The 16,865-nt window shown below is 58.7% G+C and carries 15 protein-coding genes; 10 read left to right on the top strand and 5 right to left on the bottom strand.

Annotated elements, in window-relative coordinates:
- Positions 1-117 precede the first annotated feature (117 nt).
- From ACQRAX_RS20575 to ACQRAX_RS20565, 3 genes are all read left to right on the top strand, one after another.
- Entirely contained in the window at positions 118-498 is a 381-nt protein-coding gene (locus tag ACQRAX_RS20575; RefSeq protein ID WP_412039599.1) for a Mor transcription activator family protein, read from the top strand.
- 118 nt (positions 499-616) lie between these two features.
- Complete coding sequence (locus ACQRAX_RS20570) at positions 617-1,222, top strand: DUF2589 domain-containing protein (RefSeq protein ID WP_412039600.1); 606 nt, start codon at positions 617-619, stop codon at positions 1,220-1,222.
- 118 nt (positions 1,223-1,340) lie between these two features.
- Positions 1,341-1,874, top strand: coding sequence for a DUF2589 domain-containing protein (locus ACQRAX_RS20565; protein ID WP_412039654.1), 534 nt, complete (start codon positions 1,341-1,343; stop codon positions 1,872-1,874).
- Between the two features lie 6 nt (positions 1,875-1,880).
- Here the strand turns inward: ACQRAX_RS20565 and ACQRAX_RS20560 are convergent, their stop codons facing one another.
- From ACQRAX_RS20560 to ACQRAX_RS20550, 3 genes are read right to left on the bottom strand one after another with little or no spacing between them, the layout of a single operon-like run.
- On the bottom strand, positions 1,881-5,555 hold the full coding sequence (locus ACQRAX_RS20560; RefSeq protein ID WP_412039601.1) for a translocation/assembly module TamB domain-containing protein: 3,675 nt from the start codon (positions 5,553-5,555) through the stop codon (positions 1,881-1,883).
- A complete protein-coding gene (locus tag ACQRAX_RS20555; protein ID WP_412039602.1) occupies positions 5,552-7,294 on the bottom strand; it encodes an autotransporter assembly complex protein TamA in 1,743 nt (580 codons plus the stop codon). Before ACQRAX_RS20555 ends, ACQRAX_RS20560 begins: the two co-directional genes overlap by 4 nt.
- Before the next feature lie 57 nt (positions 7,295-7,351).
- Entirely contained in the window at positions 7,352-8,011 is a 660-nt protein-coding gene (locus ACQRAX_RS20550; protein WP_412039603.1) for a GNAT family N-acetyltransferase, read from the bottom strand.
- Between the two features lie 162 nt (positions 8,012-8,173).
- On the opposite strand from ACQRAX_RS20550, the gene xthA reads away from it, so the two are divergent.
- From xthA to ACQRAX_RS20535, 3 genes are all read left to right on the top strand, one after another.
- Positions 8,174-8,986 carry an exodeoxyribonuclease III gene (gene xthA, locus ACQRAX_RS20545; RefSeq protein WP_412039604.1) on the top strand — a complete coding sequence of 271 codons (813 nt, stop codon included), beginning with the start codon at positions 8,174-8,176 and terminating at the stop codon, positions 8,984-8,986.
- Positions 8,987-9,108: 122 nt separating this feature from the next.
- Positions 9,109-10,431, top strand: coding sequence for a substrate-binding domain-containing protein (locus tag ACQRAX_RS20540; protein ID WP_412039605.1), 1,323 nt, complete (start codon positions 9,109-9,111; stop codon positions 10,429-10,431).
- 169 nt (positions 10,432-10,600) lie between these two features.
- A complete protein-coding gene (locus ACQRAX_RS20535; protein ID WP_412039606.1) occupies positions 10,601-11,608 on the top strand; it encodes a TerC family protein in 1,008 nt (335 codons plus the stop codon).
- A 42-nt stretch (positions 11,609-11,650) separates the two neighbouring features.
- Here the strand turns inward: ACQRAX_RS20535 and ACQRAX_RS20530 are convergent, their stop codons facing one another.
- Positions 11,651-12,880 carry an acyl-CoA dehydrogenase gene (locus tag ACQRAX_RS20530; protein WP_412039607.1) on the bottom strand — a complete coding sequence of 410 codons (1,230 nt, stop codon included), beginning with the start codon at positions 12,878-12,880 and terminating at the stop codon, positions 11,651-11,653.
- Positions 12,881-13,019: 139 nt separating this feature from the next.
- Here ACQRAX_RS20530 and ACQRAX_RS20525 point away from each other — a divergent pair, with 139 nt between their 5' ends.
- The 3 genes from ACQRAX_RS20525 to ACQRAX_RS20515 all read left to right on the top strand — a co-directional run bounded on the left by ACQRAX_RS20525 (position 13,020) and on the right by ACQRAX_RS20515 (position 15,370).
- Complete coding sequence (locus tag ACQRAX_RS20525; RefSeq protein WP_412039608.1) at positions 13,020-13,958, top strand: LysR family transcriptional regulator; 939 nt, start codon at positions 13,020-13,022, stop codon at positions 13,956-13,958.
- A 92-nt stretch (positions 13,959-14,050) separates the two neighbouring features.
- A complete protein-coding gene (locus tag ACQRAX_RS20520) occupies positions 14,051-14,452 on the top strand; it encodes a MerR family transcriptional regulator (protein ID WP_412039609.1) in 402 nt (133 codons plus the stop codon).
- Positions 14,453-14,470: 18 nt separating this feature from the next.
- On the top strand, positions 14,471-15,370 hold the full coding sequence (locus ACQRAX_RS20515) for a hydroxymethylglutaryl-CoA lyase (RefSeq protein ID WP_412039610.1): 900 nt from the start codon (positions 14,471-14,473) through the stop codon (positions 15,368-15,370).
- A 536-nt stretch (positions 15,371-15,906) separates the two neighbouring features.
- On the opposite strand, the gene ACQRAX_RS20510 is transcribed toward ACQRAX_RS20515, so the two are convergent.
- Positions 15,907-16,431: an MgtC/SapB family protein gene (locus tag ACQRAX_RS20510; RefSeq protein WP_412039611.1), complete on the bottom strand. Its 525-nt coding sequence runs from the start codon at positions 16,429-16,431 to the stop codon at positions 15,907-15,909.
- Between the two features lie 145 nt (positions 16,432-16,576).
- Between ACQRAX_RS20510 and ACQRAX_RS20505 the strand changes: the two genes are divergently transcribed.
- Positions 16,577-16,816: a DUF3203 family protein gene (locus ACQRAX_RS20505; protein ID WP_412039612.1), complete on the top strand. Its 240-nt coding sequence runs from the start codon at positions 16,577-16,579 to the stop codon at positions 16,814-16,816.
- The last annotated feature ends 49 nt before the right edge of the window (positions 16,817-16,865 follow it).

Below are 16,865 nucleotides of genomic sequence, written 5' to 3'. Positions count from 1 at the left end.
GTTGCCTACAAACCAAATACCCGATGCCCACTGCCCCTGCAGTGCTTGCAGCCTGTTGCGAACGGCGCAGATGTTCAAACATGAAGGTGTCAAGTCAACATCTACAAGGAAGTCATCATGGAACTGCGCGACCTCGACCGTATCGACATTCACCAACTGCCCCATTCGCTGCAGATGCTGATCGAATGCCTGGGTATTGAAAACGCCTATAACCTCACCTGTGCTTTTGGTGGCCGTCCCAAATACATCCCAAAGCACCGCGAACGCACTGCCCTGGCGCAAGTGCTACCCCCTGTGGCCCTGGATGCCCTGATCAAACGTTTTGCCGGTATGGCCCTGGAAATCCCCAAGGTCGACCACTTTCTGCGTCAACTGCGCAATCAACAAATCCAGCAAGAAAGCGCCGAGGGTCTGTCGCGCAGCATGCTGGCCAACAAATACGGATTAAGCCTGCGCCAGATTGGAAACATTCGCCGGCAGGAATCGTGCACGCACTGAACACTGACAACTTGAGTCGATAACCTCATCACTCAAGGTACTACCCGCACAATGACGTGCATCTACCAAAGGGAACTTACTCATGGCAACGATAGATAACAGCTTGGTCGGCTCGGTAATGAACGCCTTGCCACTGGACCGAATGATCTCCGGTCCCCTGCAGGCGATGATTCAGGCTCAGGTTACGGCGAGTAAGTCCTACGCCGACTTTCTTATGGGCGTCTGCATTCAAGATGGCAAAGCTGTCGCCATTCAATTTGATTACGACGAAACCATTACCGATGAACAAGGGGTGTACAAGGGTACTGTCTCTAAAAAGATGCAGATCCCGTTGCTCGCGGCTATTACCCACCCAAACATTGTTATTGAAGAAGGCAACATCGAGTTTGAACTGACCATCAGCCAGCAAGCCGAGAGCACCTCAGAAACAGGCGGCGAAGCCAGTTTTGGTGCTTCTTTGGGCTGGGGGCCGTTTAAACTCAACGTCAAGGGGCAGGTCAGCCACAAGTCCAGCCAGACCCGCAAAACCGACACCCGTGCACGCTATGCATTCAATACCAAAGTCCGCCGCCAGGATCCGCCGGAGGCATTGATGCGTGTGATCGATTTTCTCACTGAAGCAGCGACCAAGCCCGTGGTCATGGCCGATGCCAGCGCCCAGAACCTTGATGCTATACCTGCATCGGCATTGCCAATGCCTGACCAGCCAGCAGCACAACCTTAAATATCAGCTTGTTTGAACCTCGCTGTTAACGACCTTGGCCTCTCCTTCGCGGGAGGCCACTTGCTAGACATACCAGGAGTGCGAACGTTTGGATGATCTCTCCTCGAAAAACCCCCCCATTACCGCCAGCGATCTTTGTGACATTACCCGTGGGCTGCAAGAAGCCGCTGCCGCGACCAACAATCTAATTGCCCAGCAGTACATCAAACTCTTCGATCAATTCTTCGACTATGACGCCGAAGCGCTGGGCACGCCGATGAAAGCCAAGATGGTTGAAGTGGCGATGGACGATCAACACAAAATGCATGTGCCGCTGATTGCCCTGGTTTCGCCGAGGGGGCTGGCACTGGAGCGCATGCAGGTTGACCTGTCAGTGCGGATCCAGAATACCGAGACCACTGACGCCAGCGAGAATCTCCAGCGCGAGCGTTTCTTTGTCACAGTAGGGGGCCAGACCAAGCGTAATGGCGACGCTCGTGATCCCGATGAAGTGCAGATCCGCATGCAATTCCAAGCGTGCGAGCCGCCCGAAGCGCTTAACCGTCTGATTGAGGAGTACACCAACCTGATCAGCCCACAACGCCTGCGAAAACCCGTCAAACCCACGGACGACAGCAACGAATTCATCGATGCTGCGACCGTGCGCCTATAGCGACTATCAGAAATCGCGCTTGTAGAAAATATCCAGGGAGCTGGCCAGGCCACTGGCCGCTTCCAGGTAAACCTTCTTGCTCAACTTGTAACGCAACGCAACGGTATTGACCGGCTCGAATACGCCTACACCGTAACGCAAGCTCAAGCGCTCAGTGAGATTGCCGCTGGCCACCACACTGGTATCGTTGCCACTGCCTTGGGTATCCAGCTGGAAGTCATCAATCCCCAAGCTTGAGGCCAGACTGCCGGTAACTCCGGCACTACTCGCCAGACCCAGGCCAAGGGCCGCTTGGGCAAGCATGTTGTTGTCTTCACCGGTCGTGCCCAAAGGCCGTCCCAATACCAGGTAAGAGAGCGCCTGCTCCTGACTCATGGCCGGTTCCGAAAACACCTGCGTGGTGGGCTGTTCGGCACTGCCACTGAGGCGGATACCGGCAATCACGTCGTCGGTCTGACGAATCGCTTCGATATCCAGGTAAGGCTGGTCAATTGGCCCGGCGAACAACAGGCGCGCACGCCGGATAGTCAGGCGCTGGCCGTAAGCACGGTAACGGCCATCGGCCAGGCTCAACTCACCACGGGTGTCGAGATTGTCACCAATGTGTACATGGCCAAGCAGGTTGGCCGTCAGACCGAAGCCACTGAACGAAAGCCTGTCCTGACCGACCTCAACGTCGATGTCCATGGCTACTGCCATGGGGGGCTTACCCTCTTCGGTTTGGTGACCGACGATCACGGTGTCATCTGACACTTTGACCGTCGAAGGTGGCAACTCACGCACGATGATCTTGCCTTTGGGCACCAACACCTTACCCGCTACCGCCAGCTTGTCACCGGCCAGGCTGATCTTCAGATTCGGCGCCACCTCCAGGTCCGCATAGGGTTCAACGGTGACGGGCAAACGTTGCCCCTGCAACTGCAAGTCAACCGCCAATGCCTGACCCCAGCCGATCTGCCCATGCAGGCTGCCCTGACCGGCTTCACCACTTTTCCAGGCTCCGTTGACCTGCACCTGCTCACCGGCAATCAACGCCTGGAGATTCAGATCTTTCAGGCTGATCGGTAATTCTGCGCCAGCGACTTCTGCACCGCTCAGGTTCAAGCTGCCGCTGACCTGCGGCGCCAACAAAGTGCCCGACAACTGCCCGCTGCCGTTAAGTTGCCCCGCCAGACGCTCGACCATTGGCGCAAAGGGACGGGCGATAGCGATATCCAGCCCGGTCAGACGGAAACTACCGCTCAGTGGCTTGTTATTGGCGACCGGATCGAGCCGGGTGACCAGCACCAGTTCGCCCAGGCGTTGGCCACGGAAATCCAGCCGGGTATCGACCCGGCGTGGCGCCAGGGTGCTTTCCAGGCGTAGGGTCTGGTAAGGGAAATCCAGCCACTGGTCTTTCTCACGCAAGCGCAGGGTGCCTGCGCTGGCATCGACAACGATGGTGCCTTTGGGGCCACTGGCAGGTAGATCCAGATTGATGTCCGCATTGAGCAAGCCCTGCCAGGCGAAGTCTTTGGGTAACCACTGGGCCAGACTTTGCAGCGGGAATTGCTTGAGGTGATAGCGCAAGCGCGGTTCTGGTGCCAGGCGCTGATCTTCACCGCACAGGCTGGCTTGCCCCGAGCGCCAGCAATGGGCACCGAAATCCACCTGCCCAGAGACCAGCCGTTGCAGTTTCGCCGGCGCTTGTAACCGCCAGTCCTGACCGCCTGCCTGGATCTGGCCGCTGGCCAGGCGGCCACGCCAGTTACCTTTGTCCAACTGGCCATCCAAACCCAGATCGAGCTTGAGCTTCGGTCCATCCAGTCCTAGCTCCAGCTGCTGCTGGCGGATATCGCCACGGCCCTTGGCGCTGAGTACGCCCAGGCTGGTATCGCCCAGGCGAATGCCGCCGGCCTGCAGCTCGATGACTGCACGCTGGGCACTGTCCAGCTTGGCGTCCAACGTCAGACGTTGGAGGTGGTTGTCCGCTTGAGCCAGTTGCTGACCTTGCAGGATCAAAGCGCCTTGGGGTGCCTGTAAGGTGCCAGCAACCTCTAGTTTGCCCTTGAGTTGCCCCTGCAATTGCGGCCACAGCTGACCAAGACGTGGCAGGTTAATGTCCAGTTGCCCGGCCAAACGTTGCTGCAGACTGCCGCTGCCGTTGATGTGGTTGTCGCCCAGGCGGATATCCAGGGTACCAAGGGTCCAGTTCTGTCCAGCGCCTTGCGCGACAGCCTTGAGCACCGCGGTCTGCCCGCGCAAGCGCCCTTTCAGGTCAAGATCGGCGTCCAGGCTCAGTTCGCCATTTTTCATCTGGCCCTTGCTACGCAGTGGGCCGGCCAGCGTACCGGGCAACTCGGCTAGCCAGTACGCCGGGTTCAGCGCCGACAGCTCCAGCGCCGCATCCCAGGCCAGTGCGTCGGCAAACTGCACACTGACGTTACCGGCGAGCTTGCCTTGTCCGGCAGTCAGCGCCAATTGTGCCAAGGAGATCTGTTGCAGGTCGCCCTTGAACGGGCTACTCAGGCTGAATGCACCCGCTGGCCCATCAAGGTCGCCCTTGAACTCGCCTTGATAACTGCCATCGAGGTACTGCACCTGGCCGTTGAATCGACGCAAAGTCACCTGCGGTGCTTGCTCCAGCGGATACAGGCGCAGCCAGGGAAAGTCCAACCAGTCGATGGTCGCCACAGCGCTCAGGCCGTTTTGCCAGTCTGCGCTAGCGGTAAGTTTAAGGTGCTGATCCGCGCTGGCAGTGAGGTCCAGGGTGCTCAGTTGAGCGCCCTTGGCATCGACTTTACCCTGCAGGCTCAACGCCACAGGCCCTTGTTCAGCCGGTAGACTGGCGGAACCGAGCAACTGGTAGCCGTTTTGCAGATTGCCCTTGGCGCTCAGTTCAAGGGTGTTCAACTGCACGGTGTCGGGCAGCGCGGAACCGGGCTTGAACGACGCGGCACTGATCTGCAGGGTGGCTGGAAACTGCTCGGCCAGCGCTTGCAGTTCACCATTGAGCCTGGCATTCAGGTAGCCGCTGCTGTCAGCGCTGAGTGTCAGGGTTTTCTGTAGTTCACCGTTGACCTGCAATGCCACCTGCCAGTCTTGTCCATCGACCTTGGGCAACTGCAACTGGCCTTGAACCTTCAGCGGCCAGTCGCCCTCGGGCTGCAGCAATCCTTGCAAGCTCAAGTGCAGGTCATCACGCTGCAGCTGCAGGCTGTCGATCTGCAAACCCGCAACGCTCCAATGGGCTTTCAGGTGCAACTGACTCAATTGTTCATTGCCATCCAAGCGCAGGTGAGCAATACGTACTTCACCCAATTCAATCGTCAGCGGCAATTTCAGCGCCGGCAACTGCAGCGGCCCACTGTCGGGCTTCGGCTCGCCTGGCGCGAAGGCCAGATTGACCTGATCAGCCTCCAGGCGATCGATGCACAGGGTCATGCGCAACAGGCAATGCGGCGACCAATCGAACACCGGTGCGACCAGTTCGACCCGATCGGCACCCTGTTCCCACCGCACACGTTCAGCCTGCCACCGACCGGCCAGGCGCCCTTGAAAGCCATCAAGTTGCAAACCTGGCACCAGCCCCAGCGCCCAGCGACTGCCCGCCTGGGTGCCGAGCAGCAGGCCCAGTGCAAGCACCAGCAACAACAGCAGGGCGAGCGCCGCGAGGAGGATATTTCTGAACACGCGACTCACAGTTCCGGCCCCATGGAGAAGTGCAGACGAAAGCCACCGTCGTCATCCAGCGCATGGGCCAGATCCAGACGCAACGGCCCGACCGGAGAGACCCAGCGCACACCGATACCGACACCGGTCTTGAGGCTGGGAAACTCCAGATTGTTGAATGAATTACCCTGGTCGACAAAGGTCGCCACGCGCCACTTGTCCATCACCTCGTACTGGTATTCGGCACTGCCGGCCACCAGGTAGCGGCCACCGATACGATCGCCATCTGAGTTTTCCGGCGACAGGCTCTGGTAGTCGTACCCGCGCACGCTCTGGTCGCCACCGGCAAAGAAACGCAGCGACGGTGGTATCGAACTCTGGTAGTCGTTGGTGGCACTGCCACCAACCTGCACCCGGCCGAGAAAACGGTGTTTCTGGCCCAGGGTGGTCAAGCCCTTGAGCACCACATTGGCATGCAACAGGTTAGTGTCGGACACCAGCCCTTCCTTGGCTGCCTGTACATCGAACTGGAGGCGATAGCCGTTGTGTGGATCGATGCGGTTGTCGCTGCGCAGATAGGAATAGCTGACGCCAGGCATCAGCAGATTGCTCAGGCCCGAGTCATCACCCAGGCGATACTCTTCGCGCTGGTACTTGAGCGACAGCACACGCTGCCAGCCACTGGGCAGCTTGCTGTGCCATTCCGGACCGACGGTGAGTAGTTTACTCAAGGTGTCGGTACCGGCAATTTCTTCGTTCTGGTAGCCACCGGCAAAGCGAAATTTGTCGGTCAGAGGAGGATCAAGGGGAATGTCGTAAAACAGCCCGACGTTCTGTCGGGGTGCCGACAACTCAGTTTCCCAACCATAACTATGGCCTTGCGGATTGACCCAGTGACGGGTCCAGTTGGCCTTGCCACGCGGCCCGACGTCAGTCGAAAAGCCCAAGCCCAGGCCCATGGTTCGTGGCTTGCGAGTCTGCAGTTGGACCGCCACCGGAATGCTCTGCTCGACCGCAGCGGTGGGCGCAGCATCAACGCGCACGCCCTCGAAGTAGCCACTCGATTGCAGGGCATTATTGAGCTCGGCAATCAGTTCTGAGTCATACGGCGTGTCGGCCTTGAATGGCACCATTCGCTGCAGCAACGTCTCATCGAACGGTGTGTCGCCGGCAAAATTGACTTTACCCAGACGATAGCGCGGGCCACTTTCATAGATCAGTTCGATATCGGCCACGCCTGCCTGGGGGTCGACGGCCAGGCGCTGACGAATGAAACGCCCGCTGAAGAACCCGTAGCGCGCAGCCTGGTTCTGAATCAGGCGTTTGGCGTCTTCGTACTCGCCATGATTGAGTACTTCACCGGAGCGCAGGGCCTTACTGTTGGGCAGGCGAAACGCCTTGAGCTCACTGGCCGGGCCCTCGATGCGAAGGGTGACATCACGCAGGTGCACGGGCTCGCCCGGTTCGATAGTGAGAATCAGCTGTGGCTCTTTGTCGGCTTTGGCCGGTGCTTTAACCTCAGTGTCGATCTGCGCCTGGTAGTAACCCAGCGCCTGGGCAGCTTTGCGCGCCTGCTCGACAGCGCCGCGGCTGAAGCGCAGCAGCGCCTCTTCATCGCGTTTACCAAGGCTGCCGATATAGCCTTCGACATTGGCCTTGAGTTCGTTATTGGCAGGTTTGATCCGTACCACCAGCTCGCTCTGCGCAAACACGCCAACGCTGGTAAAACACAGAATCAAACCGCAGGTGAATCGTCCTGAATACGTCATAGGCGCGGATGCTACCAGAGCTTGGCGCCAGCATGGAGCCCGAGGCGCTCCTGCCTGCTACGCAGGCAGGGCCGATGCAGGTTGCGATGACTGGGGATTAGGATGAAAGAACACGTGCTCGCGAACTGTTCCTACAGCAATTTCTCCAATTTCCTGGTAGCCCTGGCGCTGATAAAACGCCAGATAGTGCTCGTTTCCAGTGTCCAGCACCACGCCTTGAGAATGTTCGTCTTCGGCGCACCAGTCATGCACCGCTTGCAACAGCAGCTCACCATAATGTTTGCCCTGGAACTGCGGATGAATTCCCAGCAACGGCAATACATGCACAGCATCACCCGGCAGGCAAGCCATCAGCGCCGCCTGGTAATCCAGATAACGTCGGGTGCAGCGAAAACCGGTGCTCAGTACCATGCGCATGCGCCAGGCCCAACTCTCGGTGATTCCCAGGCGTCGCTGCGGGGGTGCAATCAGGGCAATGCCGACCAGGCGGTCGTCGACCAGCAAACCCAACGCCGGCAACTCCTGGAGAAAGTGTTGTTTGACCAGCTCGCGTACCGTGGCGCGAATGCGTTGGTCATACCCAGGACGCTGGGCCTCGAACAAAAACGCATAGGTCGGGTCATGGCGATAGGCGTGATACAACAGCGAACGCGCCTCACGGCTATAACCACCATCAAGCAGGCGGATCTGAGCCGGGACAGCAGTCGATTCGGTCATGCTGACAAACCTCCACAAATGGGCATTCATTGCCTTTGAAGCGGACGTTGCCCCGATGTTCACTTCGAGCACCACGTTAGCAGCCTATGCAGTGGCGCGCCACGCTGGCCGCTGGCGTCGATGTCGGCTAGGATCCTTGGTTTTACCAGGATTGTGTTTGCCATGAAGATCGTCTCGTTCAACATTAATGGCCTGCGCGCCCGGCCCCATCAGTTGGCGGCGTTGATCGACAAGCACCAGCCGGACGTCATCGGCCTGCAGGAAACCAAGGTCAGCGACGAGCAGTTTCCATTGGCCGAGGTTCAGGCACTGGGTTATCACGTAAACTTTCATGGCCAGAAGGGTCACTACGGCGTCGCCCTGCTCTCGCGCCAGGCACCGCAAAGCCTGCACAAAGGTTTTGCCAGCGATGAAGAAGATGCCCAGCGTCGCTTTATCTGGGGTACCTTCGCCGATGCTGACGGCACCCCGATCACCATCATGAACGGCTACTTCCCTCAGGGTGAAAGCCGCGATCACCCCACCAAGTTTCCGGCCAAGCAGCGCTTCTACAGTGACCTGCAGGCCCTGCTGGAAACCCAGTTCAAAAACGATCACCCAATGGTAGTGATGGGCGATGTGAACATTTCGCCCGAAGACTGTGACATTGGCATCGGCGCTGACAATGCCAAGCGTTGGCTCAAAACCGGTAAGTGCAGCTTCTTGCCCGAAGAGCGTGAGTGGATGGCACGCCTGAAAAACTGGGGCCTGGTCGACAGTTTCCGCCACCTGCATCCTGAAGTCGCCGACCGCTTCAGCTGGTTCGACTACCGCAGTCGCGGTTTCGAGGACGAGCCCAAGCGTGGTCTGCGCATTGACCTGATCATGACCTCCCAAGGCTTACTGCCGCGGATCAAGGCTGCGGGCGTCGATTATGACCTGCGCGCGATGGAAAAGCCTTCGGACCATGCACCGATCTGGCTGGAACTGGCTTAAGGGCTGGGTGGGTTGTAGCCGCTGCCGCCAGGCTGCGGCTACACGCGATCACGCTGTCATCCTACGGTCATTCAACCGTCTTAATCTGCGGCACATCCTTTGCCTGAAGAGTGCCTGTCGGCATGTTCCGCCACCTCAGCCTGCTCCTGCTTTGCCTACTCCCCCTCCTCGCGCCTGCCGCCACGCAAGCACCGGCGCAGTTGCGTATTCAGGGCTCCAATACCATTGGTGCCGCCTTGGCGCCAGCGCTGGTCAAAGGCCTGCTGGAAGCACAAGGTGCCCGCGAGATACGGATTGAAGCGCAGGCAACCACCAACGAAGTTCAGGTCCGTGCACTTGATCAGCAAGGCAAGTCGATCCGCATCGACATCGCCGCCCATGGTTCCAGCACCGGCTTCACCGCCCTCAAGAACGGCCAGACGGACCTGGCGGCAGCGTCAAGGCCGATCAAAGCAAGTGAATTGGCCGAACTACAGCCTTTGGGTGACCTCAACAGTGCCGCAGCCGAACAGATCATCGGCCTGGATGGCGTGGCCGTGATTGTTCATCCCGACAACCCGCTGCCCCAATTGAGCACCGCGCAACTGGCGCAGATCTTTGCCGGACAAATCACCACCTGGGAGGGGTTGGGCCTCGGCAATGGGCCTATCCATCTGTACGCTCGAGACGACCGCTCGGGTACATTCGAAATCTTCAAGGCACTGGTGCTCGATGGCAGCGGTCAGACACTGGCCGGCAGCGCGAAACGCTTCGAATCCGGCGAACAGTTGGCCAAAGAAGTACTGAATGATCGCCAGGCCATCGGCTTCAGCAGCTTGGCCTCGGTGCATGGCGCCAAGGTGCTGGCGATTGCCGACGGTGATTCTCGCCCTATGCCGCCGAGCCCAGCCCTGGTGGCCAGTGAAGACTACCCGCTGTCGCGGCGCCTGTACTTGTATCTGTCGCCCACTCAAGCCACACCCTGGGCTCGAGCACTGGTGGAGTTTGCCCAAAGCGCAAAAGGTCAGACCATCGTCACCGCCAACGGTTTTGTCGGTCAGCAAGTACATGCCATCAAAATACCCCCGGCCGAAGACATGCCTCAGCCGTATCGGACACTGGTGCGCAACGCGCAACGCTTATCAGTGAATTTCCGGTTCCAGGAAGGTAGTGCCAACCTGGACAGCAAAGCCTTACGCGATGTACAGCGAGTGGTCGACTACCTGCGCCAGCACAACAAGCTGCACCAGCAAGTCGTGCTGGTGGGATTCGGCGATGCTAAGCACGATTCCGAGCGAGCCGCTTTGCTTTCACGCCTGCGCGCCATGGCCGTGCGCCGGGAGCTGATCAAAGAAGGCGTCACCTTGCGTGAAGTGATTGGCCTAGGCGACGAACTGCCCGTAGCGACCAACACCGCCGAAGAAGGCCGCATCCGCAATCGACGGGTGGAAGTCTGGGTCTACTAGTCCCTGGGCGGAGGCTTACGCAACCATTTGTTACACCCCCAATTGGGCTACCGCCACCATCGGGTCTAGGCTTTTAGGTGTGACGCCGGGCCCCTCTGACGGCTGCCAAGCCGCCATGTCGGAGTCACTGTTGCCGCTGTTGGCAACGACGACAATCAAGGAGGGGCGCATGGCGGCTCTACAGGCATTTCTCAACAATGACGTTCTCGGCACCAGCACCTGGTTCTGGCTGGCATTCATTGGCATTGTCCTGACTCTGCTGGTACTGGACCTGGGTGTACTGCACCGCAAGGCCCATGAGATCGAAATGCGCGAAAGCCTCCTGCTGTACGCAGGCTATTTCAGTGTTGGCGTGCTATTTGGCGGCTGGGTCTGGCTGGAGTTAGGCGCACAACCTGCCTTGGAGTTCTACACCGGCTTTCTGGTCGAACAGTCGTTGTCGATGGATAACGTGTTCGTCATGGCGATGATCTTCAGTTACTTCGCCATCCCTCGTCTGTACCAGCATCGTGTACTGTTTTGGGGCATCCTCGGCGTCGTGGTGTTGCGCGCGATCATGATCGGCGTGGGCAGCGCACTGGTTCAGGAGTTTGCCTGGATTCTCTATGTGTTCGGCGCCTTCTTGCTGATCACCGGGGTGAAAATGCTGTTTTCCCGCGAAGAAGCCCATCCGGACCTGGCCAACAATCGGGTACTGAAGTTTGTGCGCAGCCATTTGCGCGTCACCGATGACCTGCATGGGCCGCGCTTTTTTGTCCGGCTCAAAGCTGCCGGGCAACACAAGGCGGTGCTTTATGCGACGCCACTGTTCCTGGCCCTGGTGCTGATTGAACTGGCCGATCTGGTGTTTGCCGTCGACAGCGTGCCGGCCATCTTCGCCATTACCCAGGATCCGTTCATTGTCTACACCTCGAACATCTTCGCGATCCTTGGCCTGCGCGCACTGTATTTCGCCCTGGCGGCGCTGATGCACCGTTTTGTCTACCTCAAGTACGCGTTGGCGCTGGTGCTGATCTTCATCGGCGGCAAAATCTTCTATCACGGTTTCATCGGCGCGGTACCGGCGCTGCTGTCGCTGGCGGTGACAGTGGGACTGTTGAGTGGTGGCGTGCTGTTGTCACTGTTGAAGACCCGTGACCAGCCCCGGCATCCGGCCAATTCCGGCAGCCACAAATGAAACAGGTCCGCTACCGCGGGCCTGTAATCAATACCGCGCAGATCAATGCTCGCTGCGCAGCATCTCTTTGGGCACGTACTTGCCAATCTCATACTTGCCGATGGCCGCACGGTGCACTTCATCCGGACCATCGGCCAGGCGCAAGGTACGCTGCATGGCGTACATGTAGGCCAGCGGGAAATCACCACTGACGCCGGCACCGCCATGGATCTGAATAGCCCGGTCAATGACCTTCAACGCCACATTCGGCGCTACTACCTTGATCTGCGCGATCTCACTGCGCGCCACCTTGTTGCCTACGGTGTCCATCATGTAAGCCGCTTTGAGCGTCAGCAATCGCGCCATATCGATTTCCATGCGCGAGTCGGCAATCTTGTCGACGTTTCCACCCAGGCGCGCCAGCGGCCGGCCAAACGCGGTGCGCTCCACCGAACGTTTGCACATCAGTTCCAGGGCCCGTTCGGCCATGCCGATCGAGCGCATGCAGTGGTGGATACGCCCAGGGCCCAGTCGCCCCTGAGCAATTTCAAAACCACGGCCCTCGCCCAGCAACACGTTTTCGTAAGGCACCCGTACATTCTCGAACAGCACTTCGGCATGGCCATGGGGAGCATCGTCGTAGCCAAAGACCGGTAGAGGGCGGAGGATTTTTACCCCCGGGGTATCGGTCGGCACCAGAATCATCGAATGCTGCTGATGCCGTGGACCTTCCGGATTGCTCAAGCCCATGAAGATCATGATCTTGCAACGCGGATCACAAGCCCCGGAAGTCCACCACTTGCGGCCATTGATCACCCACTCGTCGCCCACGCGCTCCGCACGCGCGGCCATGTTGGTGGCGTCGGAAGAGGCTACATCAGGCTCGGTCATGGCAAAGGCCGAACGGATTTCACCGCGCAACAGCGGCTCCAACCACTGGCGTTTCTGCGCCTCGCTGCCATAGCGCACCAGTACTTCCATGTTGCCGGTGTCCGGTGCCGAGCAGTTGAACGGCTCCGGCCCGAGCAGCGAACGGCCCATGATCTCTGCCAACGGCGCATATTCCAGGTTGGTCAGCCCTGCGCCGAGCTCCGACTCTGGCAGGAACAGGTTCCACAGTCCTTCGGCCTTGGCCTTGGCCTTGAGTTCTTCCATGATCGCCGTCGGCTGCCAACGGTCACCTTCAGCGACCTGACGTTCGAACACCGCTTCGGCGGGATAGACATACGCATCCATGAACGCGGTGACACGTTCACGCAGTGCCTGGACCTTAGGTGAATAGGCGAAATCCATGAGCAGTACCTTCAGTGGAAAGGGGATCTGATGAAGAGCCTAGATCAGCGAGCAAAATCCACCTAGTCTATTCTCGGCGTGTATAAACATTCATAACCAATATATGATTCACCGATAACACCAACAAAGAGCAGCGCCCATGAACCTGAGCAAGGTCGACCTGAATCTGTTCATCGTCTTCGATGCGATCTACACCGAAGCCAACCTGACCCGTGCCGGGCAGATCGTCGGTATTACCCAGCCTGCGGTATCCAACGCCCTGGCTCGGCTGCGCGAAACCTTCAACGACCCACTGTTCGTTCGCACCGCACAAGGCATGGTGCCCACGCCCATGGCGCAGAACATCATCGGCCCGGTACGCAACGCTCTGTCGCTGTTGCGTGTGTCGGTGCAGGAAAGCCGGATCTTCAACCCGCTGCAGGCGAACAAGACGTTTCGCATCAGCATGACCGACCTCACCGAAGCGGTGATCCTGCCGCCGTTGTTCCAACACCTGCGCCGCCTGGCCCCGGCGGTGATCATCGAAAGTTTTTTGTGCAAGCGCCGTGAAACCACCAAGGAACTGGCTGCCGGGCGCCTGGACTTTGCTGTCGATGCGCCCCTCAATACCGATCCGCAGGTGCGCCACGTCAAGCTGATCCAGGATCAATACGTCTGCGCCCTACGCCAGGGTCACCCGATGGCGAAAGACAAACTAAGCCTGGACGACTACCTGAGCCTGACCCACATCCATATTTCCAGCCGCCGCAACGGCTTGGGTTATGTTGACCTAGCTCTGGGCAAGATGGGGTTGCAGCGCAAGATCGCGCTGCGCTCACAGCATTACCTGATGGCCTCACAGGTGCTGCAGCAGACCGACATGGTCATGACCGTGCCGGAGCGCTTCGCCCGTCGCCATCAGCTCAACTACCTGAAACTGCCGGTCAACGACGTACCGCCGCTGGAAACCCACCTGTACTGGCACGAAAGCACCGACCAGGATCCGGCAAACCGCTGGATGCGTGAACAGATCATTGAGTTGTGCCAGGCGGTGGTGGCGCAGGATGAGCGGGCCAGCAAGGCGCAGGAACTGACTTGATCAGCAACTCCCAACGGGTTCGGCTATTCCTTGCTTGACGTATACGTCAACCTGCCTTTAGGTTAGCTCATGCCCTTTTCCCGAGCCTGACCATGAGTAGCCAGACCTACAGTATTTCCGACCTGTCCCGCGAGCTGGACATCACCACCCGGGCCATCCGCTTCTACGAAGAACAGGGTTTGCTGAGCCCGGAGCGCCGAGGCCTGGAACGTATCTACACGGCCCGTGACAAAGTCAGCCTGAAGCTGATTCTGCGCGGCAAGCGCATAGGCTTTTCCCTGGCCGAATGCCGTGAGTTGATCGAACTGTACGATCCGTCCAGCGGTAACTTGAAGCAGTTGCACAGCATGTTGGCCAAAATTGTCGAACGTCGTGCCCAGCTCGAACAGCAATTGCTCGACATCCAGCAGATGCAGTTGGAGCTGGACACCGCTCAAGAGCGCTGCGAGCAAGCGCTGGCCGCCACCTTGAACAATCAGAAAAACAGCTATTGAGCCCTGAGGAACCGCGCCATGTCATTGCCTGAAAAAGTTCGCCTGGTCGAAGTCGGCCCGCGCGACGGCCTGCAGAATGAAGCCCAGCCTATCAGCGTGGCGGATAAGGTCAAACTGGTCGATGACCTGACGGCGGCAGGCCTGTCCTATATAGAAGTAGGCAGCTTCGTCTCACCCAAGTGGGTCCCGCAGATGGCTGGATCAGCTGAGGTGTTTGCCAGCATCCGTCAGCACAGCGGCGTCACCTACGCCGCCCTGGCGCCGAACCTGCGTGGTTTCGAGGACGCGCTGGCGGCCGGGGTGAAGGAGGTGGCGGTATTCGCCGCTGCCACCGAAGCTTTCTCCCAGCGCAACATCAACTGTTCAATCAGCGACAGCCTGCAGCGCTTTGTGCCGATCATGGAGGCCGCCCGCGAACACGGTGTGCGGGTGCGCGGTTATGTGTCCTGCGTATTGGGCTGCCCTTATGACGGGGTTGTCAGCGCCGAACAAGTCGCGCCTGTAGCCCGCGAGCTGTATGACATGGGCTGCTATGAAGTGTCGCTGGGCGACACCATCGGCACCGGTACGCCAGGCGCAACCCGTCGGCTGTTCGACGTGGTCGCAGCGCAGATACCACGCGCACAGCTGGCCGGTCACTTCCACGACACCTACGGCCAGGCGTTGGCCAACGTCTATGCCAGCCTGCTCGAAGGCATCAATGTTTTCGACAGCTCGGTCGCAGGCTTGGGTGGCTGCCCCTATGCCAAAGGTGCCAGCGGCAATGTCGCCAGCGAAGACGTGTTGTACATGCTACAGGGCCTGGGCATCGAGACTGGCATCGACCTTGATCAGTTGATCCTCGCCGGGCAGCGAATCAGCGCCGTGCTGGGCCGCGCCAGTGGCTCACGGGTAGCGCGCGCGCGTAACGCGCAATAAACACAGGCGGTAACAGTCAGGCCACAGCCGGGGTGTTACCGCCCCCGCACTTTCCAGCGAAAACCCGGGTAACACGGAAACAAATCGACAGCCCTTTCCTTCCCTGCTGCTCAGCAAAAAAACTAAATCATTGATTTTATTGAGTTTTTAAAAGTTGGCACGGCATCTGCTATATCTTTGGTACAAGAACAATAAAAACTACGACACACCCAATAAGAATAAGACGTAACGACTCTGACATAACAAGAACAACACGACAGAGACGCAGCTAACAGATTTTTTTGGAGAGGATGTGCGTTCCAGGGGCCTGCCCCGCAACCTGACACAGAACAATAAAACTACCCCAAGGTAGCGCCTGTCACGGTTGGATCAGCAATGATGAAAGTAGATCAGCGCTCAAAAAAATACGTTTGCTCTTGATCCCGGATGGGGATCGCCAGTGACAAGAGGCAACGGTTGCCAAAAACAACAATAGACCGCCCTCCAATAACAAAAAAAGAGCACGCAACAATCTTTGAGGGGAGCTTAGGCTCCCCTCAGTGCTTCCTGCCCTCCTCGTTTTGCTCATCGTCATCCTTCTCGAACTTGTCCACCACCCAAGGCATCACGCCTAGCACCAGCAATGCCAGCAGCGTGCTGATCACAGCCGTAGCCTCGCGCCCCATGCCGGCAGCCACGCCGATGGCGGCAGTCATCCACAACCCGGCCGCAGTGGTCAGGCCTTTGACGTGGTCGAGCTGCTGATGGTGCCCTTTGAGAATGGTACCGGCACCGAGAAAACCGATACCGGCGACGATGCCCTGAATCACCCGACTCAAGCCGGCATCGTCGACCCCGGCCATACGCGGTACCAATACGAACAAGGCGGCCCCCATCGCCACCAGCATGTGTGTGCGCACCCCGGCGGCCTTACCCTTGAGCTCGCGCTCGAAGCCCAAAATGCCGCCCAACAAAGCGGCCATCAGCATGCGTATTGTTACCTGCGTCAGTTGCTTGGCATCGTTCAGATCAGCGAACTCGGCAACCAGGGTCAACCAGACTTGATGCCACCAGGCGTCCATTGACGTGCTCCGCAACAGGGGTATTACAGGATGGACTGCACAGCGCTACACAAGTGCGGTGGTTACCGCTGATCGGTTGACTACAACACTAAGCTACGCGCCGGAGTCTCAAGCTATAAGTCCCACCAGCCAGGAGAATGCCAGCATGCCCATTGAAATCGATGAAGCCAGCCAACGCTGTACGCTGATCAGTGACGACATGCATATCCAAGGTGCCGCCGCCGATGTCACCGTAGTCACCGATGAGAACCTGCGCATGTCTGTAGCAGAGCTCGGTGGCCAACGCGTTCCGATCACCGAAGCTGAAGCCGACGCCTTAACTGTAGCGGGTGCGGTGGATGGTCGCAGGCACCTCAAGACTACGGAGCCGGGCTCAGTAATTTAAGGGTTTCGGGCTGACTGATGAAAATCTGATACGGTTTTTATCGAAATAT

Origin of the sequence: Pseudomonas sp. UM16, from assembly GCF_050312595.1 — a bacterium.
Taxonomy (GTDB): Bacteria; Pseudomonadota; Gammaproteobacteria; order Pseudomonadales; family Pseudomonadaceae; genus Aquipseudomonas.
This window is presented reverse-complemented; position numbering and strand designations above follow the sequence as displayed.